Annotated in this window: 19 protein-coding genes; 8 read left to right on the plus strand and 11 right to left on the minus strand. The window is 41.1% G+C overall.

Annotated elements, in window-relative coordinates; all coding sequences use genetic code 11:
- Window positions 1-128: 128 nt before the first annotated feature.
- A complete protein-coding gene (locus CKV69_RS04820; protein WP_005753601.1) occupies window positions 129-1,295 on the plus strand; it encodes an alpha-hydroxy acid oxidase in 1,167 nt (388 codons plus the stop codon).
- Between the two features lie 111 nt (window positions 1,296-1,406).
- Here the strand turns inward: CKV69_RS04820 and CKV69_RS04825 are convergent, their stop codons facing one another.
- Window positions 1,407-2,720, minus strand: a complete 1,314-nt coding sequence (locus CKV69_RS04825; RefSeq protein ID WP_005753599.1) for an NCS2 family permease — start codon at window positions 2,718-2,720, stop codon at window positions 1,407-1,409.
- A 267-nt stretch (window positions 2,721-2,987) separates the two neighbouring features.
- Between CKV69_RS04825 and galE the strand changes: the two genes are divergently transcribed.
- The 3 genes from galE to adk all read left to right on the plus strand — a co-directional run bounded on the left by galE (window position 2,988) and on the right by adk (window position 6,077).
- Window positions 2,988-3,998 carry a UDP-glucose 4-epimerase GalE gene (gene galE / locus CKV69_RS04830; RefSeq protein WP_038641881.1) on the plus strand — a complete coding sequence of 337 codons (1,011 nt, stop codon included), beginning with the start codon at window positions 2,988-2,990 and terminating at the stop codon, window positions 3,996-3,998.
- 8 nt (window positions 3,999-4,006) lie between these two features.
- Window positions 4,007-5,284 carry an AmpG family muropeptide MFS transporter gene (locus CKV69_RS04835; protein ID WP_014326187.1) on the plus strand — a complete coding sequence of 426 codons (1,278 nt, stop codon included), beginning with the start codon at window positions 4,007-4,009 and terminating at the stop codon, window positions 5,282-5,284.
- A 148-nt stretch (window positions 5,285-5,432) separates the two neighbouring features.
- Window positions 5,433-6,077, plus strand: coding sequence for an adenylate kinase (adk, locus tag CKV69_RS04840; RefSeq protein WP_014668172.1), 645 nt, complete (start codon window positions 5,433-5,435; stop codon window positions 6,075-6,077).
- Between the two features lie 63 nt (window positions 6,078-6,140).
- On the opposite strand, the gene sucD is transcribed toward adk, so the two are convergent.
- The 5 genes from sucD to sucA form a co-directional block, all read right to left on the minus strand.
- Complete coding sequence (gene sucD, locus CKV69_RS04845) at window positions 6,141-7,010, minus strand: succinate--CoA ligase subunit alpha (RefSeq protein ID WP_005721145.1); 870 nt, start codon at window positions 7,008-7,010, stop codon at window positions 6,141-6,143.
- A 1-nt stretch (window position 7,011) separates the two neighbouring features.
- Complete coding sequence (sucC, locus tag CKV69_RS04850; RefSeq protein ID WP_014326189.1) at window positions 7,012-8,178, minus strand: ADP-forming succinate--CoA ligase subunit beta; 1,167 nt, start codon at window positions 8,176-8,178, stop codon at window positions 7,012-7,014.
- A gap of 104 nt (window positions 8,179-8,282) precedes the next feature.
- Window positions 8,283-8,663: a VOC family protein gene (locus tag CKV69_RS04855; protein WP_005721143.1), complete on the minus strand. Its 381-nt coding sequence runs from the start codon at window positions 8,661-8,663 to the stop codon at window positions 8,283-8,285.
- 93 nt (window positions 8,664-8,756) lie between these two features.
- The gene (gene odhB / locus CKV69_RS04860) at window positions 8,757-9,971 is read right to left on the minus strand and encodes a 2-oxoglutarate dehydrogenase complex dihydrolipoyllysine-residue succinyltransferase (protein WP_014326190.1); all 1,215 of its coding nucleotides are present in this window, start codon (window positions 9,969-9,971) and stop codon (window positions 8,757-8,759) included.
- Window positions 9,972-10,045: 74 nt separating this feature from the next.
- The gene (gene sucA / locus CKV69_RS04865) at window positions 10,046-12,841 is read right to left on the minus strand and encodes a 2-oxoglutarate dehydrogenase E1 component (RefSeq protein ID WP_014326191.1); all 2,796 of its coding nucleotides are present in this window, start codon (window positions 12,839-12,841) and stop codon (window positions 10,046-10,048) included.
- A gap of 317 nt (window positions 12,842-13,158) precedes the next feature.
- Between sucA and CKV69_RS04870 the strand changes: the two genes are divergently transcribed.
- From CKV69_RS04870 to dctM, 4 genes are all read left to right on the plus strand, one after another.
- On the plus strand, window positions 13,159-14,445 hold the full coding sequence (locus tag CKV69_RS04870; protein WP_005721140.1) for a citrate synthase: 1,287 nt from the start codon (window positions 13,159-13,161) through the stop codon (window positions 14,443-14,445).
- 256 nt (window positions 14,446-14,701) lie between these two features.
- On the plus strand, window positions 14,702-15,700 hold the full coding sequence (locus CKV69_RS04875) for a TRAP transporter substrate-binding protein (RefSeq protein WP_005724666.1): 999 nt from the start codon (window positions 14,702-14,704) through the stop codon (window positions 15,698-15,700).
- Window positions 15,701-15,770: 70 nt separating this feature from the next.
- Entirely contained in the window at window positions 15,771-16,397 is a 627-nt protein-coding gene (locus tag CKV69_RS04880) for a TRAP transporter small permease (RefSeq protein WP_005724665.1), read from the plus strand.
- Entirely contained in the window at window positions 16,394-17,677 is a 1,284-nt protein-coding gene (dctM, locus tag CKV69_RS04885) for a C4-dicarboxylate TRAP transporter large permease protein DctM (RefSeq protein ID WP_005721137.1), read from the plus strand. The genes CKV69_RS04880 and dctM overlap by 4 nt, the downstream gene beginning before the upstream one ends.
- Window positions 17,678-17,734: 57 nt before the next feature.
- Here dctM and CKV69_RS04890 read toward each other — a convergent pair whose 3' ends face one another.
- The 5 genes from CKV69_RS04890 to proQ all read right to left on the minus strand — a co-directional run bounded on the left by CKV69_RS04890 (window position 17,735) and on the right by proQ (window position 23,490).
- On the minus strand, window positions 17,735-18,364 hold the full coding sequence (locus CKV69_RS04890) for an MBL fold metallo-hydrolase (protein WP_005756107.1): 630 nt from the start codon (window positions 18,362-18,364) through the stop codon (window positions 17,735-17,737).
- A gap of 72 nt (window positions 18,365-18,436) precedes the next feature.
- Window positions 18,437-18,997: a YcbK family protein gene (locus tag CKV69_RS04895; RefSeq protein ID WP_005724663.1), complete on the minus strand. Its 561-nt coding sequence runs from the start codon at window positions 18,995-18,997 to the stop codon at window positions 18,437-18,439.
- 144 nt (window positions 18,998-19,141) lie between these two features.
- Complete coding sequence (locus CKV69_RS04900; RefSeq protein ID WP_016504544.1) at window positions 19,142-20,644, minus strand: L,D-transpeptidase family protein; 1,503 nt, start codon at window positions 20,642-20,644, stop codon at window positions 19,142-19,144.
- 69 nt (window positions 20,645-20,713) lie between these two features.
- A complete protein-coding gene (prc, locus tag CKV69_RS04905; protein WP_014668177.1) occupies window positions 20,714-22,765 on the minus strand; it encodes a carboxy terminal-processing peptidase in 2,052 nt (683 codons plus the stop codon).
- Between the two features lie 92 nt (window positions 22,766-22,857).
- Window positions 22,858-23,490 (minus strand): RNA chaperone ProQ, encoded by a 633-nt coding sequence (proQ, locus tag CKV69_RS04910; protein ID WP_016534459.1) that lies wholly within the window; start codon window positions 23,488-23,490, stop codon window positions 22,858-22,860.
- Between the last annotated feature and the right edge of the window lie 72 nt (window positions 23,491-23,562).

The raw sequence follows: 23,562 nt of genomic DNA on the forward strand, positions 1-23,562 counted from the left end.
CTCTATTTTGTTAATTTTCTGTGTCTTTTTGTAAAAAATAAGTTGTTGAAATAACATTTTTCTCTATAATCAAATCTTAATGATAATTAATATCATTAAATAAGAATGGATACTTAGATGAGGATTATATGAAAGATTTATCAAAAATGACCTGCCTTGAAGACTTACGCCGTGTTGCGCAACGTAAAGTGCCAAAAATGTTTTATGACTATGTAGTTTCAGGATCTTGGAGCGAAAGCACATTGCATGCCAACCGTAATGATTTTCAAGCAATTAAGCTACGTCAACGTGTTTTAGTGGATATGGAAGGTCGCTCACTGGAAAGCACAATGATTGGTCAACAAGTCAAAATGCCATTAGCCATTGCGCCAACCGGCTTTACCGGCATGGTTCACCCCGACGGTGAAATCCATGCGGCACGTGCGGCAGAAAAATTTGGCATTCCCTTTTCTCTATCGACCATGTCCATCTGTTCTATTGAAGATGTGGCAGAGCATACGAGCGCACCATTTTGGTTTCAACTCTATGTCATGCGTGATCGTGAGTTCATGCGCAATTTGATTAAACGTGCACAAGCGGCCAAATGCTCTGCACTAATTCTGACAGCCGATCTGCAAGTGCTCGGACAGCGCCATCGTGATATCAAAAATGGCTTATCCGCCCCACCTAAACCCACTTTAAGAAACTGGATAAATCTTGCCACCAAATTGGAATGGAGCTTAAAAATGCTCGGTACACAACGCCGTACTTTCCGTAATATTGTCGGTCATGCCAAAAATGTTGGCGATTTATCCTCACTCACTTCATGGACCTCAGAGCAATTTGATCCGCGTTTAAGCTGGGATGATGTGGCAGAAATTAAAGCATTATGGGGAGGTAAACTCATCATTAAAGGGATAATGGAACCAGAAGATGCCGAAATGGCGGTGAAATCTGGTGCTGATGCCATTGTGGTATCCAACCATGGTGGTCGTCAGCTAGATGGTGCGTTATCCTCGATTCAAGCTTTGCCAAATATAGTGAGTGCCGTAGGGAACGAGATTGAAGTCTGGCTAGACAGTGGCATTACGAGTGGTCAAGATATGCTGAAAGCTTGGGCAATGGGCGCGCGTGGTTTCATGACTGGTAAAGCCTTTTTACATGGTCTCGGGGCGTATGGGGAAGCTGGGGTACATCGTTTACTGGAAATTTTCTATAAAGAAATGGATGTATCTATGGCGTTTACTGGTCATCGTAACTTAAAAGACGTGACCGAAGCAATTTTGGTGAAAGGCACTTACCCTACCGCAGACTGAGAAAAAACAAAAGACAACGTTTTTGCACCAAGCAGAGCATAACGTTGTCTTTCTCATGTTTTCACATAGTCGCATTAATGCGACTATGTTTTTTTTCAGAACGCGTGAAGTTTAGATTGCCCAACCAAAAGCATAGAATGCCACTAATGCTATCGCAATCAAAACGGTACCCACATTGAGCTTTTTCACTTCACCAGACACAACTCGCCCGATCACTAACGCGGCAAAGCCTAACATAATACCAGTGACAATGTTTGCCGTTAACACGATGAACACCGCACAAACTAAGCCGCTCATTGCGCCAATAAAATCATCAAAGTCTAATTTACTGACGTTACTTAACATCAATAAACCAACATACATCAAGGCAGGCGCAGTGGCATAACCCGGGACTAAGAAAGCTAAAGGTTGGAAAAACAACATTAATAGGAATAACACGCCTACCACGACAGCGGTTAAGCCCGTTTTACCGCCTGCGGCTGTTCCTGCTGCCGATTCAATATATACCGCAGCCGGCGCAGTACCGAAAATACCAGAAAAAATACTGCTGACAGAGTCTGAAGTTAAGGCTTTCCCGCCATTGATAATTTGCCCCTCTTTGTCTAATAAATTGGCTTGACCTGCCACCGCACGAATCGTACCTGTCGCATCAAATACCGCGGTCATCACAAGGGCAAACACCACAGGTAAAATAGCCGGTTGTAATGCGCCCATTAAATCTAATTCAAGGAATAATGAGTTTTCACCAAAAGTTGGCATTTTAAAAATGCTACCGCCAAATTTAACATTCGGATCAAAAACCAAGCCGACTAATGTGATCGCAATAATCACCCATAAAATCGCGCCTTTCACTCTCATTTTTTCTAAGCCAATGATCAACGCTAAGCCAATTAATGACATTAATACGGGAAACGATGTAAATTCACCCATTTTTACCGGTAAGCCCGCTTGATTACTCACTACAAGCCCCACACCATTGGCCGCAATTAATAAAAGAAATAAACCGATACCAATCCCAGCACCATGTGCAATACTACTTGGCAAGTTACGTAAAATCCAAGCACGAATCCCCGTTGCAGAAATAATGGTAAACACCACCCCCATTAAGAAAACGGCACCTAATGCGACAGGAATGCTGACTTGTTGACCTAATACTAAGCTAAATGCAGTAAATGCGGTTAAAGAGATCGCACAACCAATCGCCATAGGCACATTTGCCCATAAACCAATCAATAACGAACCTAAACCTGCCACTAAACAGGTCGCAATAAACACAGATTCAGCAGGAAAACCTGCTGCGCCCAACATATTTGGTACCACAATCACCGAATACACCATAGCTAAGAAGGTGGTTAAACCGGCAATGATTTCTTGACGCACATTTGAGCCACGTTTCGTCATCTCAAAATGTTTTTCTAACGACATATTGTTTCCTTAAAGTTAACGTAGTAAATAAAAAAATAAGCGCATATTCTACGCTATTTTTTTCAATAGTAAACGTTTGCGTAATCGTTTGCCAACATTTTAATAAGAAATCTAAATTCAAACATGACAGCTTGAGTAAAAGTGCGGTAGATTTTCAACAAGTTTTGATAAGCCCTGCCTTCTATGTGGGGATAGTGCTTTCCCTTAATTAGCAAAAGATCTATACTACTGACTCTTTGTATCAAATAACGCAACTAAGGACATAATATGGTGATTCTCGTAACTGGTGGTGCAGGCTATATTGGCTCGCACACCGTCGTTGAACTACTTAATGCAAATAAAGATGTTGTTGTTTTAGATAATCTTTGTAATTCCTCTCCGAAATCCCTCGAGCGTGTTGCTCAAATCACCGGCAAACAAGTCAAATTCTATCAAGGTGATATTTTAGATACCGCACTTTTACAAAAAATCTTCGCTGAAAATCAAATTCAATCTGTGATGCATTTTGCTGGCTTAAAAGCGGTTGGCGAAAGTGTGCAAAAACCCGCTGAATACTATATGAATAACGTCACAGGCTCATTGGTCTTAATACAAGAAATGAAAAAAGCAGGTGTTTGGAATTTTGTGTTTAGCTCTTCTGCGACGGTGTACGGTGATCCTGAAATTATTCCGATCACTGAAAGTTGTAAAGTAGGCGGAACAACAAATCCTTATGGCACCTCAAAATTTATGGTGGAGCAAATTTTAAAAGATATCGCCAAAGCGACACCAGAATTTAGCATTACGATCTTGCGTTATTTTAACCCTGTTGGTGCACATGAAAGTGGCTTAATTGGGGAAGATCCAAATGGCATTCCAAATAATTTATTGCCTTATATTAGCCAAGTGGCAATCGGTAAGTTACCACAACTTTCGGTATTTGGTAGTGATTATGAGACTCACGATGGTACTGGGGTACGTGATTATATTCATGTGGTCGATCTTGCTATTGGTCACCTTAAAGCCCTTGACCGTCACGAAGGTGATGCTGGCTTGCATATTTATAATTTAGGGACTGGTAGCGGTTATTCTGTGTTAGATATGGTCAAGGCGTTTGAGAAAGTAAACGACATCAAAATCCCTTATAAACTTGTTGATCGCCGTCCAGGTGATATTGCTACCTATTATTCAGATCCTAGCCTTGCCAAAACAGAACTAAACTGGACAGCAGCGCGTGGTCTTGAACAAATGATGAAAGACACTTGGCACTGGCAAAAAAAGAATCCTAAAGGCTATTGAGATTAATCATGGAAACCCAAAAACCGAGTTTATTATCCCAAATTTTCAGTCGGAACATGTTGCTGTGTATTTTTACCGGTTTCAGTTCTGGTTTACCGCTGTATGTTCTGTTCCAAATGGTACCTGCTTGGCTGTCGTCAAGTAATGTGGATGTCAAAACCATTGGCTTTTTTACCTTAATTGGCTTCCCTTATACTTGGAAGTTTATTATTTCTCCGTTACTTGACCGTTACTACCCTAACTTTTTAGGGCGCCGTCGTAGTTGGATGTTTATGACACAAGTTGCCTTATTGGTTTTACTCGCCTTGCTTGGTCAATATGATCCCGTCGCCAATATCACTATTGTTGCGGTCATTTCCACATCCATTGCGATCTTCTCTGCCGTGCAGGATATTGTCATCGATGCTTACCGTCGTGAAATTTTAACAGATGAAGAACTCGGTTTAGGTAACTCAATCCACGTGAATGCTTACCGTATTTCAGGCTTAATCCCTGGTGGGTTATCATTGATTTTAGCGGATAGCTTACCTTGGGATGTAGTATTTATTTTCACTGCGCTCTTTATGATTCCAGGGTTAATTTTGTCATTGTTCTTGAGTAAAGAACCTGATGTACCACAAATTGACCGCTCTTTGCCGTTCTATCATACTTTTGCGTTGCCTTTTAAAGAATTCTTCTCACGCAAAGGCATGGCTTCTGCCTTGGGGCTGATCTTCTTTATCTTCTTATATAAATTTGGTGATTCCCTCGCCACATCCTTGCAAACCAAATTCATTTTAGATATGGGATTTAGCAAAACCGATATTGGTACTGTAGTGAAATTAAATTCACTTTGGGCATCGATTATTTCAGGCATGTTAGGTGGAATTTTAATGCTACGTATTGGTATTAACCGTTCCTTATGGCTATTTGGTTTTGTGCAATTGATCACCATTTTAGGCTTTGTATGGATGGCGAGTTATGGCAAATTCAATACGATTGGTTCTTTTGAATTCTTTGTTCTCACCACGGTGATTATTGGGGAATATATCGGGGTAGGCTTAGGCACAGCGGCATTTGTCGCGTTTATGGCGAGAGAAACCAATCCACTTTATACTGCAACACAATTAGCGATTTTTACTAGTTTATCCGCTATTCCAAGCAAAATATTTAGTGCCTTTTCAGGTGTCTTAGTAGCAGATTATGGCTATTATACGTTCTTTTGGATCTGCTTCTTTGCGGCAATCCCTGGTATGTTAATGTTGTTTAAGGTCGCCCCTTGGCATAGCGCAGAACAACGCGCATAACTTGCCGAACGGTTGACATTTGGATCAAATTCAGCAACCATAAACCGTTTTGTTTTATTCCGAAAACAATGAAAAATCACACCGCACCTTGTCATGAAAAACACAAGGTGCGGTAAAAAATCTGATTATTTTACTCAATGAGGTCATTATGAAAATTATCCTATTAGGTGCACCGGGTGCGGGGAAAGGGACACAAGCGCAATTTATTATGAATAAATTTGGCATTCCACAAATTTCAACGGGTGATATGTTGCGTGGTGCAATCAAAGCAGGGACAGACTTAGGTAAACAAGCAAAAACCTTAATGGATGCGGGTCAATTAGTGCCAGATGATTTAATCATTTCATTAGTGAAAGAACGTGTTGCACAAGCCGATTGTGCCAAAGGTTTCTTATTAGACGGCTTCCCACGCACTATTCCACAAGCGGATGCGTTAAAAACAGTCGGTATCCAAATTGACTACGTTTTAGAGTTTGATGTGCCTGATGAAGTGATCGTAGAACGTATGAGTGGTCGCCGTGTACACCAAGCCTCAGGTCGTACTTATCACGTCGTTTACAACCCACCAAAAGTAGAAGGGAAAGATGACGTGACTGGCGAAAACTTAATCATCCGTGCCGATGATAAACCTGAAACTGTATTAGATCGCTTAAAAGTGTATCACTCCACCACGAAGCCATTAGTGGACTACTACCAAGCAGAAGCGAAAGCGGGTAACACCAAGTACTTCCGCTTAGACGGGACGAAAAAAGTGGAAGAAGTGAGTCAAGAATTAGATACCATTTTAGCGTAATTTGTTTTTATCAAAAAAGGCTGTTTAATACAGCCTTTTTTGTTATCTGGACCGAAGTGCGGTCTATTTCAACAACGATTTTAACGCTGTGCCGATTTCCGCTAAACTGCGTACCGTTTTCACACCAGCAGCTTCAAGGGCGGCGAATTTTTCATCTGCGGTGCCTTTGCCCCCACTGATAATCGCGCCTGCGTGTCCCATACGCTTACCTTTTGGTGCGGTGACCCCAGCAATATAGCTCACGACGGGCTTAGTCACATAGTCTTTAATAAAAGCAGCCGCTTCTTCTTCTGCGGAACCACCGATTTCGCCGATCATCACGATCGCTTCGGTTTGTGGATCATCTTGGAACAGTTTCAAAATATCAATAAAGTTTGACCCAGGGATTGGATCGCCACCAATTCCCACACAAGTGGACTGTCCAAAACCTTCATCGGTGGTTTGTTTGACCGCTTCATAGGTTAAGGTACCTGAGCGTGAAACAATACCGATTTTACCTTTTTTGTGAATATTGCCCGGCATGATCCCGATCTTACATTCTTCTGGCGTAATCACGCCAGGACAGTTAGGACCAATCATACGCACGCCAGTTTGATTCAAGCGTTGTTTTACTTGTAACATATCTAGGGTTGGGATCCCTTCAGTGATACAAATCACTAACTGAATGCCCGCATCAATGGCTTCCAAAATCGCATCTTTACAACCTGGTGCCGGGACATAAATCACGCTAGCCGTAGCACCCGTGGCGTCAACCGCATCACGCACAGTATTAAACACCGGTAAGCCTAAATGGGTTGTCCCCCCTTTACCCGGCGAAACACCACCGACCAATTGCGTACCGTAAGCCAATGCTTGTTCAGAGTGGAAGGTGCCTTGTCCGCCAGTAAAGCCTTGGCAAATCACTTTGGTATCTTTATTAATTAAAATAGACATCTTATTTTCCCTCCGCGGCTTTCACAGCTTGAATCGCAGCATCCGTTAAAGTATTTGCCGCAATAATATTCACACCACTGTTTGCTAAAATCTCACGACCTAAAGGCGCATTATTCCCTTCTAAACGGACCACCACAGGCACATTGACGCCTACTTCATTCACGGCAGCAATGATCCCTTCTGCAATTAAATCGCAACGCACGATACCACCAAAGATATTCACTAATACCGCTTTTACTGCACTATCCGATAAGATAATTTTGAATGCTTCCGCCACACGCTCTTTGGTCGCCCCACCGCCCACATCAAGGAAGTTTGCCGGTTGACCCCCGTGTAATTTAATAATATCCATGGTCCCCATGGCTAAGCCTGCACCATTCACCATACAACCAATGTTACCCTCAAGTGCCACATAGTTTAATTGGTGTGATTCTGCAAGCGCTTCACGTGGATCTTCTTGGCTTGGGTCTTGCATCGCTTTTAATGCTGGCTGACGGTATAAGGCGTTACTATCGACCACGATTTTGGCATCTAAACACAGTAAATTACCTTCTTTGGTCACCACTAACGGATTCACTTCTAACAGCGCCAAGTCTTTTTCCACAAACATTTTTGCCATTTGTACGAAAATATGAGCAAATTGTTTAATTTGATCACCTTTTAAACCCAGTTTAAACGCAAGTTCACGCCCTTGGTATGGCATCCCCCCCGTTAGAGGATCTATCGCCATTTTATGTAATAAGTGCGGTGTTTTTTCCGCCACTTCTTCGATATTTACCCCACCTTCAGTGGATACCATAAACACAACACGTTGTGATGCACGATCAAGCACTGCGCCTAAATACAACTCATGTGCAATGCTCGATCCTTCTTCCACATAAAGAGTATTAACAGGTTGCCCATTAGCATCCGTTTGGAAAGTCACTAAGCGTTGTCCTAACCATTGGTCAGCAAAAGCACGCACTTCGGCTTCGTTACGCACCAATTTCACACCACCGGCTTTACCCCGCCCACCTGCGTGAACTTGGCATTTTGCGACCCAAACATCACCATTGAGTTTTTTTATTGCATCTGCGGCTTCATCTGCGCTTTTACACGCATAACCCTTGCCTACTGGCAATTGATATTCTGCAAAAATTTGCTTCGCTTGATACTCGTGTAGGTTCATAGCGTTATGTTCCTTATTTTCATATTCTCAGCCCATATTCAAAGCGAGTTTGTTTATCGTAAGAAATGGCAGAAGTGTTGATTCAAAGTGTCAAATTCATTGAATTACTGCATTGAATGTAATCCAATTCGATTGCCTTCAGAATCCTCAATAACCGCATAAAATCCTTCATCGCCAATACTTGTTTTTCCTTGTAATAACTTACCGCCAAATTTCACGGCACGCTCCGCTTCAACGGTACAGTCTTCACAAGCAAAGAAAAGGGTAAAATTATTTCCTCTTACAACCGGAAAGTCTTTATCTTCATATAACATGCCACCAATGCCATATTGCGCATAATCTGTTGAAAAAAAGCAAACAGACATTTTCTCTCCCGAAGGGCAATCACCGTCTGTTAGAGGGAGCTGAAACACGGCTTGATAAAATGTTTTTGCGCGTTGTAGATTTTCTACATGGATTTCAAACCAAGAAACGGGATTGCTCATATTTACCTTTAAACAGATTCTCTTGATGGGGATAAAAAGTGCGGTCTGATTTGAAATTTTTTACCAAATTGACCGCACTTATTCCATGAATGCTTAGATTTCTAACAATAAACGGGTTGGATCTTCCAACAATTCTTTAATCGTTACTAAGAAACCAACTGATTCACGACCATCAATTAAACGGTGATCATAGGAGAGCGCAAGATACATCATCGGACGAATCACCACTTCGCCATTCACCGCCACGGGGCGATCTTTAATGGCATGCATGCCTAAAATGGCACTTTGTGGAGGATTGATAATCGGGGTAGACATGAGGGAACCGAACACACCACCATTAGTAATAGTAAAGTTACCCCCGGTTAAATCTTCAACTGTTAATTTTCCGTCACGCCCCTTATCAGCAAGCGCTTTAATTTCTTTTTCAATATCCGCCATGCTTAATTTATCGCAGTTGCGTAATACTGGGGTAACTAAACCACGTGGTGTCGAAACCGCGATGCTGATATCGAAATAGTTATGATAAATGATATCGTCACCATCAATCGACGCATTGACTTCTGGATAACGTTTTAGTGCTTCCACCACAGCTTTAATGTAGAACGACATAAAACCGAGACGCGTGCCGTGTTGTTTTTCAAACTTCTCACCATAAGTTTTACGTAATTTCATAATCGGCGCCATGTCCACTTCGTTAAATGTGGTTAACATTGCCGTGCTGTTTTTCGCTTCTAACAAACGCTCCGCAATACGTTTGCGTAAACGTGTCATTGGTACACGTTTTTCCTCACGATTACCGACAACAAACGCAGGCTCAGCCGGCTTATTCGGCGCTTTATTGGCTTTTTGCGCGATAACTTTCTCCACATCTTCGCGTGTAATACGCCCGCCCACACCGCTTCCTTTAATGTTTTCTGCATTTAAGTCATGCTCAGCAATTAAACGACGTACCCCCGGGCTCACCGAGTCGCTACCCACTGATTCAGTACTTAAATTCGCATGATGGCGATCCGCCGGCGTTGGCTCCTGAGTGACAACCGTTTCTTTAGTGACACCACCCGCTACGGCTGTGGCTGACAATTTACCTAATAATTGTTTACTGATAACGGTGGCGCCTTCTGCTTCAATAATCGCTTCAAGTACACCATCAGATTGTGCTGGGACTTCAAGTACCACTTTATCGGTTTCAATTTCGACTAAAATCTCATCACGTTTTACGACATCACCCACTTTCTTATGCCAAGTTACAACCGTTGCATCGGCGACAGATTCTGGTAAATCGGGAGTTATAATCTCAAAATTGCTCATTTTTCTTTCCTTTTATCAGTTTTATTTTTGCGAAAAGTGCGGTCTGTTTTCATCAAACCTGACCACACTTTCCATTAGGCTAACGCCTCATTCACTAATGCGGTTTGCTGTTCATTATGTAACGACATATACCCCACCGCCGGTGAAGCCGAAGCTGGACGACCGACATAACGTAGCTTGCCATGTTCAGGAATAGACGACACAAAATTATGTTGGCTACAATACCATGCCCCTTGATTCAAAGGTTCCTCTTGGCACCACACATAATCCGTGACATGGCTATAATCCGCTAAAATCTGTTTCATTTCCTCATGAGGATAAGGATAAAGCTGTTCAATACGAATAATTGCAACATCACTTTGATTATTTTTACGACGCTGCTCTAATAAATCATAATACACTTTACCGGAACACATCACGACCCGTCTGACGTGTTTTGGATCCAATGCATCGACTTCAGGAATAACATTTTGGAATTTACCATCAATTAATTCTTCCATCGTCGATACTGCTAATGGATGACGCAGTAAGGATTTTGGTGAAATCACAACCAACGGACGACGTACTTTACGGATCATTTGACGGCGTAATAAGTGATAAATCTGTGCTGGCGTTGACGGCACACAGACTTGCATATTTTGCTGTGCGCAAAGTTGTAAATAACGCTCTAAACGGGCGGATGAATGCTCTGGTCCTTGTCCTTCATAGCCATGTGGTAACAACATCACTAAACCACACATCCTGCCCCATTTCTGTTCACCAGAACTAATAAACTGATCCACCACCACTTGTGCACAGTTAGCGAAATCGCCAAATTGTGCCTCCCAAATGGTTAAGGTTTTTGGATCGGTTGTCGCGTAACCATATTCAAAGGCTAACACGGCATTTTCTGTTAAGACTGAATCCCACACTTCAAAGCGCCCTTGTGAACCATGTAAATTCGCTAATGGGATGTAAAGGGTTGCATCTTTTTGGTTGTGTAAAACGGAATGACGATGGAAAAAAGTACCACGTCCAGCATCTTCACCAGATAAACGCACATGATAGCCTTCATCTAACAACGTGGCATACGCCATGGTTTCTGCCATGCCCCAATCAAATAATTTTTCACCATTTGCCATTAATGTGCGGTCGGCATAAATTTTATTGACGCGTGAATGTAATTCATGCTGTGCAGGATATTCACATACTTTTTGAGCTAACCCTTTGAAACGTGCTGCATCAAATTTGCTTTCATATTCACACCATTCACGGCTTAAATATTTCGTCCAATCTTTAGTGGTTAAATCCATTTCACGCCATTCCGCGACCACACAATCACCACGATCTAAGGCATCACGGTAATTATTCACAAGCTCTGTCGCGGCTTCTTCATTAATCACGCCTTGTGCAATCAAACGATCCGCATACACTTTGCGTGGCGTCGGATGTTTTTTAATACGGTCATACATTAATGGTTGAGTCGCTGAAGGTTCATCCGCCTCATTATGTCCATGACGACGATAAGAGACTAAATCAATGAAAATATCCCGTTTAAATAAAGTACGGTATTCCACCGCCATACGTGCAGCATAGGCTACCGCTTCAGGATCATCGCCATTAACATGGATCACTGGCGCTTCAATCATTTTAGCAATGTCAGTACAGTATTCGGTAGAACGAGTATCATGCGGATTTGAAGTAGTAAAACCAATTTGGTTGTTGATCACAATGCGAATTGTCCCACCCACGCTATAACCACGGGTGCCTGACATGTTTAACGTTTCTTGCACCACACCTTGCCCAATGACCGCAGAATCGCCGTGTACAGTCACAGGTAACACTTTGGCTTTTTCATGGTCATTAATGCGTTTTTGTCTTGCTCGCACCGAGCCAATTACCACTGGGCTGACAATTTCTAAGTGAGAAGGGTTAAAAGCTAGGACTAAATGTACAATGCCATCATCGGTCATAAAATCAGAGGAAAAACCTTGGTGATATTTCACATCACCGGTTCCATTACCATTGTGTTTCCCCGCAAATTCATCAAATAATTCTGATGGTTTTTTACCAAGTACGTTGACCAACATATTCAAACGCCCACGGTGTGCCATCCCCATCGCAATTTCATCAATGCCATTACGCTTACCATGACGAACAATTTCTTTCATCAAGAGAATAAACGAATCACTTCCTTCTAAGGAAAAACGTTTTGCACCCGGGAATTTCGCCCCTAAATAGCGCTCTAGCCCGTCTGCTGCCGTTAACTCTTCTAAAAATTTAAGTTGTTCTTCTTTGTTAAAGCCTTGCGTTACACGTGACTCAAGCTTATTTTGCAACCAGGTTCTGGCTTCTACATCGTTAACATGCATGAACTCTAACCCAATCGTGCCACAATAGGTTTTTTGTAATAAGTCTTGTAATTCTCGTAACGAAATTTGATTACGGTGTGCAACTTCGCCCCCTAAATCAAAGGTTTCATCCAGATCACTTTCCGTAAAACCATGGTATTTATAATCGAGGGTTGGCGCGTCCATCCGTTGCCAAAGATTTAAAGGATCAAGGTCTGCATGCAAATGACCACGATTGCGATGGGCGTTGACGTAAGCCAGTAATTTCACTAATCTTGCACTTACATTGGGATCAATAACACTGACACCATTTGGAGAATTATCGCGGGCTAAACGTTTGAAATAATCACGGACTTGGGAATGGGGTTGCTCAACGGCAGTATGAGATTTCGGAAGGGCGTTAAAAATAGTTTGCCAACTGGCATCGACAGAGTCGGGATCACGAAGGTAATCTTCATAGAGTTCTTCGATGTAAGACTGATTGGTACCACCGAGAGCACTTGAAGTTAACCACTCGCTAATGGGTGTATTTTTTTGCATTAGGACCACCTGACACAATGATTTAGTAATAATAAGGAGTGAGAATCGTTGGACTATTATAACGCAAAACAAGCCCAATTATCCTTTCTTTATGTAAGCTATTTGCTACGATTAAAAAGCAAAACGCGTGAATAAGCAACACAATTGTGTAACAGAGCATTAACATTTTTACTATTTTTTGATCTCTGTCGCACTTTTAGAAAATAACATTTTATTTACAATTTTTTTTTCACAATAATGAAGACACTGACTCTTTTAAGCTTTATAGTTAATTAAAATGCAATAAAACACAACTTACTAAAAAGGAAGGATGACTTATGTCTGAATTAACTGCAAAACTGACCCTTAGCGATGGACGTGAATATGACCTACCTGTACATAAAGGCTCTCTTGGTTATGATGCAATAGATGTACAATCTCTGGTTAAGAATAAACTATTCACCTTCGATCCAGGCTTTATGTCAACAGCCTGTTGCCGCTCTGAAATTACTTATATCGATGGCGATAATGGTGTTTTATTACATCGTGGCTATCCTATTGCTGAGCTAGCTAAAAATGCAGATTACCTTGAAGTTGCGCATTTATTACTTTTTGGTGAAAGACCGTCTCCTGAAGAATACAAAAACTTTACGCAATTAGTCCGTCGTCATACCCTCGTTCACGAACAAATCTCTCGCTTTTTCCACGGTTTCCGTCGTGACTCACACCCAATGGCAATCATGTGTGGGGTAAGTGGTGCTTTAGCCGCCTTCTACCATGACTCCTTAGATATTAATGATATTACTCACCGTGAAATCACCGCAATTCGTTTACTTGCTAAAATGCCAACTTTGGCGGCGATGTGCTATAAATACTCGATTGGTCAGCCTTTCATGTTCCCGCAAAATCATCTCTCTTATTCCGGTAATTTCCTTTACATGATGTTTGCGACGCCTTGTGAACCTTACATCGTTAACCCGGTATTAGAGCGTGCCATGGATCGTATTTTCATTTTGCATGCTGACCATGAACAAAATGCGTCCACCTCAACCGTGCGCACCGCAGCCTCTTCTGGCGCCAATCCATTTGCCTGTATTGCAGCAGGTATTGCCTCACTTTGGGGACCTGCTCATGGTGGCGCTAATGAAGCCTGTATCAATATGTTAGAAGAAATTGGCACAGTCGATCGTATTCCTGAATTTATTGCTCGTGCAAAAGACAAAAATGATCCATTCCGATTAATGGGCTTTGGTCACCGTGTGTATAAAAACTATGACCCGCGTGCCAAAGTCATGCGTCAAACCTGTCATGAAGTTTTAAAAGAGCTCAATATTCAAAATCCGCTCTTTGATGTTGCTATGGAATTAGAGCGTATTGCACTCAGTGACCCGTATTTCATTGACCATAAGTTGTATCCAAATGTGGATTTCTATTCTGGTATTATTCTCAAGGCTATTGGTATTCCAACATCCATGTTTACGGTGATGTTCGCCTTAGCCAGAACGGTAGGTTGGATTGCACATTGGAAAGAAATGTTCAAACCGGGCAATATGAAAATTGTCCGCCCTCGCCAGCTCTACATGGGTGAAAAAGAACGTTCTTTTGAAGCTATGGACAAGAGTTAAAAATACGCGAAAAACTGACCGCACTTTATTGCACCTGCCGAGCACGACGTCACCGGCAGGTGCACTCTTAATACAATGCCTTTCCTTCCCCGCTATCACTTCCTTTCTCTCTTAAGTCCAGCAAAATGTTAAATTCATGCTAAAAAATAGAGATCTTGTTCACAAATTCATAACAAAGCGATTTACTTCTGACCGCGTTTTCCGCTATGTTGTTGCCACCACAAACCGACTCAAACACAATATAGAGGATACAACTATGTTAAAATCGACTCTTAAAAAAGCGGTTAGCGCGATGATAATCAGTGCTGCCTTCTCTTTCTCTGCCTGGGCAAATGAACCTATCGTGATTAAATTCTCACATGTTGTTGCCAATGAAACACCAAAAGGTCAAGGCGCATTGATGTTCCAAAAACTCGTGGAAGAGCGCTTGGCGGGTAAAGTGAAAGTCGAGGTATATCCAAACTCCTCTCTCTATGGTGACGGTAAAGAAATGGAAGCGTTATTACTTAATAACGTACAAATGCTTGCACCGTCTTTAGCAAAATTTGATAAATACACGAAAAAAATCCAAATCTTTGATCTTCCGTTCTTATTTGACGATATTGAAGCCGTCCAACGTTTTGAACAAAGCGAAGCCGGTAAATCCTTATTGAAGTCCATGGAAGAGAAAGGCATTACAGGTCTTGGTTATTGGAATAATGACTTAAAACAACTGTCTGCTAATAAAGAATTACGTGAGCCTAAAGATGCGCGTGGCTTGAAATTCCGTGTACAAAACTCCGAAGTGTTAGATGCCCAATTTAAAGCGTTGAAAGCCGTTCCACGTAAAATGGCGTTCGGTGAAATGTATCAAGGTTTACAAACTGGTGTAGTAAATGGTGCAGAAAATCCATATTCCAACATTTACTCACAAAAAATTCATGAAGTACAAAAATTCATTACAGAGTCAAACCACGGATTACTTTCTTACATGGTTATCGTTAATACTAATTTCTGGAACAGTATCCCTGAAGATATTCGTGCAGAATTAAGTAAAATTCTTGATGAAGTGTCTGTTGAAGTGAATAAAAAATCACATGATCTTAACTTAGCGGACAAACAAAAAATCATTGACTCTAAAGCCTCTACGATTATTACGTTGACCCCAGAACAACGTGAAAAATGGCGTGATGCGGTTCGTCCTGTTTGGAAACAATTTGAAGGCGAAATTGGTGCGGATTTAATCCAAGCTGCAGAAGCCTCAAATAAAAAGTAATGAGATAAGTTTAATTTAAGGTGCTGTGGCGAATACGTCATTGCACCTTTTTATATGCTTGGAGGAGTAAATGTCTTCACTCAAATGGTTTTGGGAACGTTTTGAAGAATGCCTGATTTCAATTTTGTTAGCAATCATGACTCTCGTCACGTTCTTCTATGTGGTTTTCAATAACTTATACAATGTGTTTTTCGATTTAGCGGATCGTTATCCGAGTATCGCGGGTATTGCTGAACCGATTGGCGAATTTATTATGAATGTGGCGCAAGAAATGACTTGGAGTATCGCTATTACCAAAGCCTGTTTCGGCTGGCTCATTTTCTTTGGCGCCTCTTATGGTGTGCGCACAGCAGGACATATTGGTGTCGATGCTGTTGTGAAACTCTTTGCGCGTTCAACACAGCGTACTCTTGGCATCATCGCATGCACTGTTTGCATTATTTATGGGATCTTAATTGCTTCTGCCAGTTATGAATGGATTAATGCCATGTATATCGCCAACATTGGGGCAGATGATTTACATCATTTTGATATCAAACTTTGGCAAATTGGCATGATTATGCCGATTGGGTTTACCTTAATTGGTATTCGTTTTATTGAAATTTTAGTTCGTATTTTACGCGGTAAACAAGTGGGATTAGGGCTTGCTGATGAGAGCGGTGATGCGATGAAGCTCGCACAAGGAGAAGAAAAATGACCGTCATTGCACTTTTTATTTTACTTTTCTTATTAATGTTCCTAGGTGTGCCCATTGCCATTTCTCTCGGGCTATCTGGTGCCATTGTCATCATGCTGTTTAGCCAAGATTCCTTGAGTTCATTAGCAATCAAATTATTTGAAACCTCAGAACATTACACGTTACTCGCTATCCCCTTCTTCTTACTTGCTGGTGCATTTATGACCACCGGTGGGGTGGCGAAGCGTTTAATTGACTTTGCCAATGCAACCGTTGGACACATTCGCGGTGGTTTAGCGATTGCCTCCGTCATGTCCTGCATGTTATTTGCCGCGTTATCTGGTTCGAGCCCAGCAACAGTGGCAGCAGTCGGTTCAATTGCGATTGCTGGTATGGTTCGCTCAGGCTATCCGATTGGCTTTGGTACTGGGATTATTTGCAATGCGGGCACCTTAGGGATTTTAATTCCGCCTTCAGTCGTTATGGTCGTCTATGCTGCCGCGACAGAAACCTCGGTAGGTAAACTTTTCATGGCAGGTGTTGTACCGGGCTTATTACTAGGGGTTGCATTGATGGTGGCAATCTATATTGTCGCACGCATTAAAAATCTGCCTGCCCAGCCGCGTGCCAGTGTAAAAGAGTGGTTCCGAGCTGCACGTAAAGCGATTTGGGGTTTACTCTTAATGGTGATTATCCTAGGCGGTATTTATAGTGGTATCTTCACACCGACTGAAGCGGCTGCAGTGGCGGCAGTTTATTCCTTTGTTGTCGCGGTATTTATCTACAAAGACATTAAATTAAGTGAATGTCCACGCGTGTTATTAGAATCGGGCAAATTGAGCGTTATGCTAATGTTCATTATTGCTAACGCAATGCTGTTTGCCCATGTATTAACCACCGAACAGATTCCGCAATTAATTACTGAAACCGTGACGAAAATGGAACTCTCACCTTGGATGTTCCTGATTGTCGTCAATATCGTGTTGCTGATTGCTGGTGCCTTTATGGAGCCATCGGCGATTATTTTAATTCTTGCACCGATTTTATTCCCTATTGCAGTACAACTCGGAATCGATCCGATTCATTTAGGGGTTATCATGGTGGTGAATATGGAAATCGGGATGATTACACCGCCAATCGGGCTCAACCTCTTTGTTGCTTCTGCGGTGTCTAAAATGCCATTAACCGCGGTGATTCGTGCAGCAACGCCATGGTTAATGCTCTTACTCGCCTTCCTCATCGCTATTACTTATATCCCAGCGATTTCAATGGCGTTACCAAATTGGATGGGGATTCATTAAGTTTACTCAATGTTAAGCTAAAAGCCCCTGATAACAGGGGCTTTTTCTTTCTCGCATTTAGCGCACAAAGGGATTGTGCTGCTTTTCTTGACCGATAGTGGTATAGGGTCCATGCCCAGCAACAATAATCATGTCATCGCCTAAAGGATATAATTTCTCTTTAATAACACTCAACAAGGTCGCGTGATCGCCCCCTTGAAAATCCGTGCGCCCAATACTTTGCTTAAAGAGCACATCACCAGTAAAGGCAATTCGCTTTTCGTGTTCGATAAACCCAATATGCCCCGGGGTGTGTCCTGGTAGGTGCAGTACTTCAAATTGCATATCCCCAACTTGGATAATCTCGCCTTCGTTATTTAACCAACGATCTGGCGTAAAGGCTGGAATTTCAAACAGACCAAATTTTTGCGATTGTGCTGGTAATGCATTAAACCAGTATTCATCTTGTGAATTAGGACCAATTATCTCTACGTTAAAATGCGCCTTCAATTTTGGTGCCGCCCCCACATGGTCAAGATGTCCATGTGTCAATAAAATAGTTTGTAAATTCAAGTCCAACTCTTCAATTCGCTTAATCAATTTTTCCGCGTCACCACCGGGATCAATAATTGCCGCATTACGCTTCTCATCCCAAATTAAAGAACAATTTTGCTGAAAAGCAGTAACCGGAATAATTTCAATATTCATGCTATCTCTCTATGACTAAATAAGAAGAAAACCGCACAAAAGTGCGGTTCAATACGGAAAAGTTTTATTTTATCAACTGCCACGCCATGTACGAACAGGACCAGTATCCACATGAATAAAATTACTGCGCGGATAATATCCTACCCCACCATTATTCAGTTTTTCTGCTGCTTGACGAAGTTTTGCTAATGGTACGCCATCAATACGGAAATCAATCGCTTGTCCACGTGTATGATAACTGTTACTGGCTACACCACGGCTTCTACGATGCATCGCCGCATTACTCACTGGTGAGCGATAACCACAAATAATTTGGATTTCAGTATTACGTAAACCTAAGCTGGCTTGTAAACGATAAAATTTTAAAAACAGTTTTGGATCCATTCTATGCATATGATTATTACGTTTATCACGCATTAAATAATCCAATTTCTTAAGTGCGACAGAGGAAAAGCCTTTGCTTGGCAAAAACTCTGCACTAAATTTATCCCCTGTATTAATGTTTCTGAAACGTAAAATACGTGGTTTAGGTGTCGAAACCGCTGCCAACAAAGGACTCGGTAACAAAGATGCGCCTAATACGATCCCACCTAAAGATAACCATTTACGGCGAGTATGGTTAATACTATTCATTATGTCAATTTCTCTATGTTATTTCATGCTTAGTTTGACCAACGTAATTAACATTCGTTCTCAAAAAGAACAAAACGCACTTATTTTACCTATTTCCCCCTAAAAAGAAAGGGGGAATGTGTTCAATTTGTGACGAGAGTCTGATTAATTTAAATACTTTTTAACGATAGCCCAATTAATGTAGCTTAAATTTGGGGTGACATCATAACCATAAATATCAGGTAAAGTATGTGTTTTACCATTGTTGACCCATGCGGTCACATAATATAGAAAGACCGGATTATTCGAAGCCACATTAACTGAGATCGTTTTACGACTTTTTACAGTATTCACTTTACGTTCTTCAGTCCAGCCCGCCTCTTTTAGAAGCACACTAGCTAATTCATCTGCTTTTTCTACTCGGACACAGCCTGAGCTTAATGCTAAATCTTTCTTTGCAAACAAGCCTCTGCTTGGTGTATCGTGCAAATAGATGGCATCCGAACTTGGCATATTAAACTTAAAGTTACCTAATGCACTGTCTCCCGGTGCCTGACGTAAACGGTAAGGAAATTTTTTCGCCGTCATATTTTCCCAATCAATCGTATAAGGATCGATAGTTTTTCCTTTACTGTCAATAATCGTATAACCATTACGATAGATATAACTTGGATCTTTACGTACACGTGGAATGATATCTTCATTAATCAAACGTGTCGGGGTGTTCCAAGGTGGATTCACGACAACATCACTTAATTTACTGTAAAGCACAGGGGTTTTACGCGCTTTTTTGCCGACAATTACTTTAGAGGTCAAAATCAGTTTACCATCACGATAATAATGCAATTGGTAGCTTGGAATATTGACAAATAAGCCATTGTCGAAAGTAGGAATAACACGTAAACGTTGGGCATTAATTGCAATTTTATATAATTGTGCCAGCTTATCATTATCCATCCCTTCTGCATTAAATAAAGAAGGTAGCTGCGCTATCGTCTGACGATATAATGGATTTTGTGTTGAAAGTGACGTTAAAAAGTCCGCACTTTTCCCCATTGCAACAGCAGATAACCATGCATGAATCTGTTCATCACGAGGTAATGCTGGTTTATAGTTATTCGCGCTATATAACCATTTTTGTGCGGATTTACTCACATTGTTGGCATAATACATGTAATCTAAAAAGGTATCGGTGAGTAATGCATCACGTTCAAAGCTACCTTCTGACGTCGAGTCAATATGTTCAAGAATCGTGGAAGCTTGTTTAGAAATCCCACTGAGAACTAACGCAGCATACTCACGTAAGAATTGTTGTTCCGTTGCCTTATCTTGCCAAAGTAATTGGAAATCATTATCTGCATAAATTTTCGCAACAGTTGACTTAAATTGTAATTCAATTTGCCCTAACTTATCCGTTAATGTTTGTTCTGCGAGCGCTTGTTTTTCTGCTGCAAGACGTTCCTCTTCCAGTTTCTTTTCTGCTGCTAATTGTGCTTCAATGGCTTTAGTTTCTAACTCAAGCTGTTGACGTGTTAAAAGATCGGCCTCTTGTACCGTATCAATAATTGGATTAGGCAACGACTCTTGATTAGCAAATACGCTCGTTGAACAAGCACAAGAAAACAGCAAGGCTAATTGTGCAAATTTAAATGATTTTATCTTTAACATCACATAGTTCCTTAACATAAATGAGAAAATGACCGCTACTCTCATGATGAAAGTGCGGTCAAAATAAAACTAGTTTGTGCTTTTCTGATTCATACCCATTTTTTCGGTTTCAAACTGAACAAGATCAGCTGCCATTCTCTCTGCTTCTTTTAAATAAAAATCTGGCGCCTCATAATCTTTTGCTAAATCATCCAGATCTTTTAATGGTTTTTTACCCTCACGTTTAAAGCGTGCATTTAAGTCTTTTAAACGTCTTGCATCATCTTTATCATTTTCAACTTTGCGCTTTTGATAATTCAACGACAAATATTTTAATGCGTTTCTTTCATCACGAATTTTAAGCTCTTCATTTAATGCGACAAATTCGGGATCTTTAGCTATGCGTTCAACATGTTTTGGCGTTAAGAACGCTACTGCATCACGCGCTTGTGCGACTTCAAAGTAATTTGCGGCAGGAATTTTATCCCAAGGCAACGCATTATCTTCTCTTTCCTCACCATATTCTTTCGCATCAATCGCAGCGGGGAAATCAATGTCGGTTGCCACGCCTTTTAATTGAGTACTTCCACCATCAATACGATAAAACTTCTGAATAGTATATTGAATCAGACCTAAAGGTTCTTGATTGGCATCGAACGCAAAGTTTAACGAACGACTTTGCTGTACTGTTCCCTTACCAAAAGTATTCTGCCCAATAATAATTCCACGATTATAATCCTGCATTGCGGCAGCAAAAATCTCTGAAGCCGAAGCACTAAAACGGTTAATCATCACTAATAAAGGTCCAGAATAAACTTGTTCACTGTCTGGATCTTCATGAACGCGAATACGTTGAAAAGCATCGCGCACTTGGACAATCGGTCCATCGCTAATAAATAAACCGCTTAACCCAACCGCTTCGGTTAATGCGCCACCGCCATTATCGCGTAAGTCAATAATTAAGGCTTTTGCTTTTTTCGTTTTCATTTCAGTCAATAATTTTCTCACATCTTGTGTCAATCCAATGTAAAAACTTGGAATCTTAATTGAGGCGACAATTTGCCCCTCTACTTTGCTGATTGTGAGTTTTGCGGCTTGATCTTCAATACGAACTTTATCGCGCACTAAGGTAATAATCTTAGATTTGCCCCCTTTCGCAGGCTCAATTTCTAAACGCACTTTTGTGCCTTTCTTACCTTTAATTTTGTCAACAATATCTTCTAAACGCCAACCTACAACATCTTCAATTTCACCGCTAGCTTGCCCTACACCAATAATGCGGTCACCTGCTTTCAATTTTTTGCTCCGTTCTGCAGGTGCCCCTGGCACTAATGATTTAATCGTTGTCCCATCATCTTCCGTTTGTTGTAATGTCGCGCCAATCCCTTCTAACGACAGGTTCATACTTTCGTTAAAACTTTTCGCTGTTCTCGGTGCCAAATAGCTTGTGTGCGGATCCACTTCTCGTGCAAAGGCATTTAAATACACCTGAAGAATGTCATCTGCTTTAGTCTGGGTTAAACGACGAATCGCCAAATCATAACGTTTAATTAAACGTTTCTTAATATCAGACCATTTTTTATCTTTTAATTTCTGATTGATAATGTCGTTTTTAACTCGTTGTTCCCACAACTTATCTAATTCTGCGTTGTCTTTTGGCCACGGGGATTTCTCACGATCGATTTCAATTTGATCCTGACCCGATAAATCAGGCTCTTTATCTAATAAAGAAAGCGCGTATTTATAACGATCATAGCGTCTTTTCATCATTAAATCGTACATTGCAAAGGCAATACTTAAATCCCCTTCATTTAATGCATCATCAAACTTATCGGCATATTTTGCGCGCATTTCATCAATATCAGATTGTAGAAAAGTATTTCGGCTAAAATCTAATGACTTAAGATAACGCTCAAAAATTTTCTCAGAAAACGCGTCATTTAACTGGAACTTACGATAATGACTTTGCGTTAAACGGGTTGTCGCACGTTTTGTCGCTAATTGATTTTCTTCCGTAGGTTGTGGCGTAACAATATCGCTTAATTTGATTTTTGGCTGTACTGCCTCGACAAGATTAAAGCTCATTAAGAAAGTACTTAACAAAAACGTTGCTAAATAACTTTTTGTTTTACTCAATTTCATTTCACCTTCCTAAAAAGAAAATACAATTTATGATTAATCACTTTGATCAATAAATGCCACCTTATTTGATGGCATTTTGTACTTATTTCATCTTATGCAAACAGATGTTCAGCTGTGACAGTGATGACTAAGCCATTTTCTAATTGTACACGGGCAGAGTCTTTTATCACTTCAAGCACAATCGCCTTTTTAGCACTCTCACCCACTTTCACTTTCACACTGTCACCTTTTTGTAAACTCGCTAACTCAATCGCGTTTAAAATCACTTTCGGTTTACGTGTCACTTTGGCTTTATTGGCGGTTGTCTCTTTCGCATGTTGTCCTTTTGCCGCAACACGACGAGCAGGACGTTTTTTTTCAGGTTTAGCTGCTTTCTCTGCTGCACGCATTGCAGCAACTTTAGCTTTTGCTTCCGCTAACTGTTGTGCAGCATGTTCGGCATGCTCTTGTTCTAAAATACCACACGCATTTCCTTGCAAATCAACACGCTCAGCCCCAGCTTTACAGCCATGCAAATAACGCCAATTTGACGTGTACGCACGTAATGCTTGACGTAATTGTGTTTTACTTACACGTTCATCATCTTGCAATGCCTCAGCTAAGTCTTGGAATAAACCAATTTTTAACGGTTTTGCTTCCCCTTCTAATGAAAAACAAAGTGGAAACTTTTCCACTAAATAGGCAATCACTTCTTTATTATTCGTTAATTTTTGGACTTCGGTCATTCTTTTTTCCTGAGTGTCAATTTTTAAATAGAAAAACTCAGCATAGTTTAGCTCACTTTCGGAAAAAATGAC

It is taken from the genome of Pasteurella multocida (assembly GCF_900187275.1).
GTDB classification, from domain to species: Bacteria; Pseudomonadota; Gammaproteobacteria; order Enterobacterales; family Pasteurellaceae; genus Pasteurella; species Pasteurella multocida.

Bases quoted from the DNA above. Each gene is read 5' to 3' on its own strand.
- CKV69_RS04820 (WP_005753601.1), top strand. From the start codon at position 129: ATGAAAGATTTATCAAAAATGACCTGCCTTGAAGACTTACGCCGTGTT.
- CKV69_RS04825 (WP_005753599.1), bottom strand. From the start codon at position 2,720: ATGTCGTTAGAAAAACATTTTGAGATGACGAAACGTGGCTCAAATGTG.
- galE (WP_038641881.1), top strand. From the start codon at position 2,988: ATGGTGATTCTCGTAACTGGTGGTGCAGGCTATATTGGCTCGCACACC.
- CKV69_RS04835 (WP_014326187.1), top strand. From the start codon at position 4,007: ATGGAAACCCAAAAACCGAGTTTATTATCCCAAATTTTCAGTCGGAAC.
- adk (WP_014668172.1), top strand. From the start codon at position 5,433: ATGAAAATTATCCTATTAGGTGCACCGGGTGCGGGGAAAGGGACACAA.
- sucD (WP_005721145.1), bottom strand. From the start codon at position 7,010: ATGTCTATTTTAATTAATAAAGATACCAAAGTGATTTGCCAAGGCTTT.
- sucC (WP_014326189.1), bottom strand. From the start codon at position 8,178: ATGAACCTACACGAGTATCAAGCGAAGCAAATTTTTGCAGAATATCAA.
- CKV69_RS04855 (WP_005721143.1), bottom strand. From the start codon at position 8,663: ATGAGCAATCCCGTTTCTTGGTTTGAAATCCATGTAGAAAATCTACAA.
- odhB (WP_014326190.1), bottom strand. From the start codon at position 9,971: ATGAGCAATTTTGAGATTATAACTCCCGATTTACCAGAATCTGTCGCC.
- sucA (WP_014326191.1), bottom strand. From the start codon at position 12,841: ATGCAAAAAAATACACCCATTAGCGAGTGGTTAACTTCAAGTGCTCTC.
- CKV69_RS04870 (WP_005721140.1), top strand. From the start codon at position 13,159: ATGTCTGAATTAACTGCAAAACTGACCCTTAGCGATGGACGTGAATAT.
- CKV69_RS04875 (WP_005724666.1), top strand. From the start codon at position 14,702: ATGTTAAAATCGACTCTTAAAAAAGCGGTTAGCGCGATGATAATCAGT.
- CKV69_RS04880 (WP_005724665.1), top strand. From the start codon at position 15,771: ATGTCTTCACTCAAATGGTTTTGGGAACGTTTTGAAGAATGCCTGATT.
- dctM (WP_005721137.1), top strand. From the start codon at position 16,394: ATGACCGTCATTGCACTTTTTATTTTACTTTTCTTATTAATGTTCCTA.
- CKV69_RS04890 (WP_005756107.1), bottom strand. From the start codon at position 18,364: ATGAATATTGAAATTATTCCGGTTACTGCTTTTCAGCAAAATTGTTCT.
- CKV69_RS04895 (WP_005724663.1), bottom strand. From the start codon at position 18,997: ATGAATAGTATTAACCATACTCGCCGTAAATGGTTATCTTTAGGTGGG.
- CKV69_RS04900 (WP_016504544.1), bottom strand. From the start codon at position 20,644: ATGTTAAAGATAAAATCATTTAAATTTGCACAATTAGCCTTGCTGTTT.
- prc (WP_014668177.1), bottom strand. From the start codon at position 22,765: ATGAAATTGAGTAAAACAAAAAGTTATTTAGCAACGTTTTTGTTAAGT.
- proQ (WP_016534459.1), bottom strand. From the start codon at position 23,490: ATGACCGAAGTCCAAAAATTAACGAATAATAAAGAAGTGATTGCCTAT.